The 4,510-nt window shown below is 33.4% G+C and carries 9 protein-coding genes and 1 pseudogene; 7 read left to right on the top strand and 3 right to left on the bottom strand.

Annotated elements, in window-relative coordinates; all coding sequences use genetic code 11:
- Nucleotides 1-131: 131 nt before the first annotated feature.
- From A4245_RS19360 to A4245_RS19350, 3 genes are all read right to left on the bottom strand, one after another.
- Nucleotides 132-1,172 carry a tyrosine-type recombinase/integrase gene (locus A4245_RS19360; protein ID WP_067730978.1) on the bottom strand — a complete coding sequence of 347 codons (1,041 nt, stop codon included), beginning with the start codon at nucleotides 1,170-1,172 and terminating at the stop codon, nucleotides 132-134.
- Between the two features lie 182 nt (nucleotides 1,173-1,354).
- Complete coding sequence (locus A4245_RS19355; protein ID WP_067730976.1) at nucleotides 1,355-1,579, bottom strand: helix-turn-helix domain-containing protein; 225 nt, start codon at nucleotides 1,577-1,579, stop codon at nucleotides 1,355-1,357.
- Nucleotides 1,580-1,681: 102 nt separating this feature from the next.
- The gene (locus A4245_RS19350) at nucleotides 1,682-2,038 is read right to left on the bottom strand and encodes a helix-turn-helix domain-containing protein (protein ID WP_067730974.1); all 357 of its coding nucleotides are present in this window, start codon (nucleotides 2,036-2,038) and stop codon (nucleotides 1,682-1,684) included.
- A 172-nt stretch (nucleotides 2,039-2,210) separates the two neighbouring features.
- Between A4245_RS19350 and A4245_RS19345 the strand changes: the two genes are divergently transcribed.
- The 7 genes and pseudogenes from A4245_RS19345 to A4245_RS19315 all read left to right on the top strand — a co-directional run.
- Nucleotides 2,211-2,432 (top strand): helix-turn-helix transcriptional regulator, encoded by a 222-nt coding sequence (locus tag A4245_RS19345; protein WP_067730980.1) that lies wholly within the window; start codon nucleotides 2,211-2,213, stop codon nucleotides 2,430-2,432.
- Nucleotides 2,433-2,478: 46 nt separating this feature from the next.
- Entirely contained in the window at nucleotides 2,479-2,688 is a 210-nt protein-coding gene (locus A4245_RS19340) for a hypothetical protein (protein ID WP_234402450.1), read from the top strand.
- A 109-nt stretch (nucleotides 2,689-2,797) separates the two neighbouring features.
- Complete coding sequence (locus A4245_RS19335; protein ID WP_267886920.1) at nucleotides 2,798-3,085, top strand: helix-turn-helix domain-containing protein; 288 nt, start codon at nucleotides 2,798-2,800, stop codon at nucleotides 3,083-3,085.
- 73 nt (nucleotides 3,086-3,158) lie between these two features.
- Nucleotides 3,159-3,431 (top strand): hypothetical protein, encoded by a 273-nt coding sequence (locus tag A4245_RS19330; RefSeq protein ID WP_067730968.1) that lies wholly within the window; start codon nucleotides 3,159-3,161, stop codon nucleotides 3,429-3,431.
- 97 nt (nucleotides 3,432-3,528) lie between these two features.
- Nucleotides 3,529-3,786, top strand: coding sequence for a hypothetical protein (locus tag A4245_RS19325; RefSeq protein WP_067730966.1), 258 nt, complete (start codon nucleotides 3,529-3,531; stop codon nucleotides 3,784-3,786).
- A gap of 55 nt (nucleotides 3,787-3,841) precedes the next feature.
- Nucleotides 3,842-4,027 (top strand): hypothetical protein, encoded by a 186-nt coding sequence (locus tag A4245_RS19320; RefSeq protein WP_067730964.1) that lies wholly within the window; start codon nucleotides 3,842-3,844, stop codon nucleotides 4,025-4,027.
- Nucleotides 4,020-4,510: pseudogene (locus tag A4245_RS19315) on the top strand (conserved phage C-terminal domain-containing protein); the annotation flags it as partial. The gene A4245_RS19320 and the pseudogene A4245_RS19315, both read left to right, overlap by 8 nt.

The following is a 4,510-nucleotide window of genomic DNA, read 5'->3' as shown; positions in this document are numbered from 1 at the left end:
CGTTAATGTAATGTTAACTATTAGATTTATGAATAAGGCTTTAAAGCTTGGCTTTAAAGGTTTTATCATCATTTGAATTCGTTTAAAAATATGTCGTTTATTGGCGGTAATATACAAGTAATATACAAACGTTAAATTAAGTCGATTGCTTTTAATAATTCTTCAATGTTCTTATGCGTGTATACTTTATCAGTAATATCACTGGAAGCATGACCCATTATTTTCTTAATAGATAATTTGTTAGCATTAGCATTATCCATTAGGGTAGCAAAAGTATGACGACATTCATGTGCTCCATGATCCAATTTTAATTTTTCCATAAGCGGGACCCAGCGATCCTGACGAAAGCTGCTGTATGTTATTTTGTTTCCTCTTTTATTTACAAATAAATATTTGTTATTATCATCCATTCGTTTTTCAATAAGCGAGTGGATTTTTTTGTTTATTGGGATGATACGCTCTTTACCTGCATTTGTTTTTATTCCTCCAGTAAAATATCTTTCTTCTAAATTTATATTATCATTTTCAATTAGGATTAACTCTCCAGGTCGCAAACCTGTATAAATCATTATAAGAGCCATGTCAACATTTTCTATTGTTTCAAGGTTATCCCATAGTATTTGTATTTCAGCGTCTGAGAATGGCTGTTTTTTACTTCTATGCTGATTTTTACCAACAGAAACAAATTCCGAATAGTTTTTGTCAACAATGTCGTTTTCCGCAGCAAACTTATAAAGCTGGCTGTATAATGTTTTTGTAATTGACTTCGTGCTGTAAGACTTGTCCATATTATCTATAACTGCTTGCATATGCGATTTTCGTATATCCATAAAGGCCATATTGTGCATATCTTTAGAATAATTAAAAGCAGCTACATATCCTCTGGATCCATTTGTATTTGTACTATTTTTAAATTTTTCTTTGAACCACATATCATAAACTTCCGAAAAAGTAACTTTTCTAACATCAATATCGTAAGGATTTTTATTATACTCAGCCAGTGCTATCATGGCTTCTGATCTTGATTTATAATACCCGATGTTTTTGTATTTCTGTTTTACCTTACCGGTTTTTTCGTTTATTTCCCATCCTACCGTTATTCTTACTCCGAACGGATTTCTTCTTTTACCTGATAATTTAAATACACTTCCATATCCGTTAGGGTTTTTCATGTTAATCACCTTTCTTAAATTAATAACTAGAACATCCGTTCTGGTTATGATATACTATTTTTAGATAATTTTCAAACGAGTGTCACATTTTTTTATATAGTGTTTATTCCTTAATTAAAAAGGAAAGAGAATCATAATGCGATTAGCTATTTGGCTAATTCGTGTCGGAGAGTAGATCAAGTCTACTCATGTTCTCCTACTTCAATCCATTCATATAGATCTTCCATGTTACAATTGAGTATTTGGGCAACGTTATAAGCTACCTGATAAGACATCCCTTGTTTATCCTTTACATACTTATTTATCTGTGGCGGCTTAACATTTAACTTATTTGCTAACTCAATTTGTTCCATATCTTTGTGATCTAGAATTTCTTGAAGTAGGCATCTTCCGACTATGTAAGCCAAATAGACACCCTTTCTTATATCAACAAAGGAGATGTTTCATGTTGGGAAAGCATGTTGATTTGTTTGAGATCATCAAAAAATTAATAAAGACTGAAAAAGAAGTTACTTCATCCCACGAAGAGAACGAATAAAAGTAATTGCAGCTTTTAATTCTTCTTCTGTCGCAGCCTTCCCATCGATGGTTAGGCTGTATTTCTTTTGTAGTTCTTCAAGACTAAAATTTCTCTGCAGATCGTAAATAAATTCTTCTTCATTATTTGTCAGATTAGATCTTCCCAACAAATAATCAAGCGAGCAATCATAAAAATCGGCAAGCTTTTCCAATGTATCATAGTCAGGTTCTCTTGTTCCTTGCTCGTAATTGGCAAGCTTCCCTCGTGAAAAACCTAATTTCTTTGCAGCCTCATATTGGCTTATTCCCTTTTCCTTTCTTAATTGCTTCAATCTTTCTTTCAACATTTTTATCACACCTTCTTAAACATTATAGGAAACAAAAAGTTTCCTTTCCACTTAAAAAACAAAAAGACACAAAAAGTTTCTAAAAAACACTTGACGGAAACAAAATGTTTCTTTATTATGAGAATTAACAAGAAACAAAACGTTTCTATAAAAGCGAGGTGAATGTAATTTGATACGTAAGAAATTAATTGACTGCCGAGGAAAACAGTCGCGACAAAAAGTAGCTAAAGAGTTAAAAATTACACCTCAAATGCTTGGTGCAATTGAGAGGGGAGATCGCACACCATCTTTACATTTAGCAAAAAAGATATCTGATTACTATGGTTTATCGATTGATGATATTTTTTTTACTTCTGATGGACACGATTCGTTTCCTGACCAACACATCTTATAGTATGTGCTCTTAACATAAAAATATGCATGGAAGGAGAAAAAACAAATTGCAACCTAACAACGTAAAAATCAAAGATGCTGCAAAGATTCTAGGTAAATCTGAACAGTTTATCAGAGTGGGGTTACAAGAAAATATCTTCCCATTTGGGTATGCGGTGAAGATGTCAAGCGTGTGGACCTATCACATCTCGCCGAAAAAGTTAAATGAATATGTAGGAATGCAGTCAAATGACCAGTATTCAGAAAACGTAATTTGAAAAAACAACTGTTTTTTAACCGGTTGGGGGTCGGTAATTACATTTTAATCCAATCAACCAAGATTTACTGTGCACTCCTGGAACATGTTCCATCACGGAACATAAGGAGGTGAGAAAATTGGAATTAGGAATAGTCTTACGGAAGATGAGAAGACGGGGCGGTTTTAGTCAAGAAAAAATGGCAGAGAAAATGCATATGTCGCGTAGTAACATCTCAAAACTTGAAAGCGGAAAGCTGGATGTACGCGCCAGGGACTTAATCAATTGGGCCAGACAGACGGATGCGCAGGACATGTTAGTCGCTTTAGTAATGAATGTGGATGTAGCAACTGTAGCTGACGTACTAACACAATTAACAGATGTAGCAACCATATTTTTAGGAGGGTTTGCGTGGTAAAAGACAACGGTTTGGCGATTATCGGGATAATCATATTTTTGTTTACCATCTTCAATTATGTAGGAGGGATCTTATGAACCCATTAGAAAAGGAAAAAGCAAAAGCTGAAAAAGAATCTGCATGTTATGCCTATTGCACTGATACAGCGTTTGACCTCTTTAATAAAAAAGAATTTGCAAAGGCGGCTGTTTTTCTTGAAAACGCTGCTCGATCTTCACGAGAATTGGAAAAAATAAAAATGAAAATTTCAAAACAATGCGCTGATAATAAATGGTTTGAAATTAAACAAATGGAAGGACAGTTAGTGGTTGATAAATGGATGAGTGAAATGAGGAAAAAAGCATGAATGATAAATTTGTTGACTTGTTTTATCTGACATCATTCGCAGTGATTTTAACATTACTATGCTTGATTTTAATAAATGGATGGGCGGTGGTTTAAAAATGAAATTACCTGATTACATGATGGAAAAACTAAATGAATTGGAAGAACTTAATAAGGAATCCAAAAGACTGCGTGATTTGGCTTATCCTAGGATAGCAAGAAAATTTCCTGCCAAAGAAATAAACTCAGAAACATTGCTATGGTTGGCCATTTATCAATACCAAGAGTATTTAGAAGAAAAAATCCAAAATTATAAAATCCGGTTAGAAGAACAAAAAAATAACTCGTGCAGCAACACGAGCAACAATAATTTTTAATTTGATTATATTCATATATTAACCTATTTCACATTTAAAGACAAGGGGGTAGTCAATGCAAGCAAATTTCAGGGTGTTATTACCAAAATGGGTATTCGAAAAATCGAAAACTGAAAAAGAATTGCAGAAAAACATAAAAGATTATATGCAGCGTTACCCCCATTATGTTCTATCGCATATTGAAGATAGTTTCGCAGTGTGTGAAAGAATAAATAGTCTTAAGGAGGAACAAAATGGCTAAATTCAGAATGGTTCACACGGAATTTTGGGATGATCCTAAAGTTGTTGAGGAAATGACACCAGAAGATAAATTCTTTTTTCTTTACCTTTTAACCAATGCGAACACAACTCAAGTAGGTATTTATCAAATAACAAAGAAACAGATGGCGTTTGACATCGGTTATTCTCTCGAAAGCATCAACTCATTGTTAGAGCGTTTTATTAATCATCACAAATTAATTAAATATAATCGTGAAACAAGAGAACTTGCTATTAAAAACTGGGGCAAATACAACCTTAATAGGGGCGGTAAGCCGATGATGGACTGTGTCATATCCGAATTGGTAGAAGTCAAAGACCGGGATTTAATTCCTTATGTTGGTGAGAATGTATTGCATAAAGATATTAAAAAATTATACGTAACGTCTGACGATACGTATAACGATACGTCCACGACAAGTGGACAATATAAAGAAAAAGAAAAAGAAGAAGAAGAAGAAGAAGA

This window comes from Oceanobacillus damuensis, assembly GCF_001618145.1.
In the GTDB taxonomy this organism is placed as follows: domain Bacteria; phylum Bacillota; class Bacilli; order Bacillales; family Amphibacillaceae; genus Oceanobacillus; species Oceanobacillus damuensis.
The sequence above is the reverse complement of the archived record's forward strand: the minus strand, read 5'-3'. Positions and strand labels throughout refer to the sequence as shown.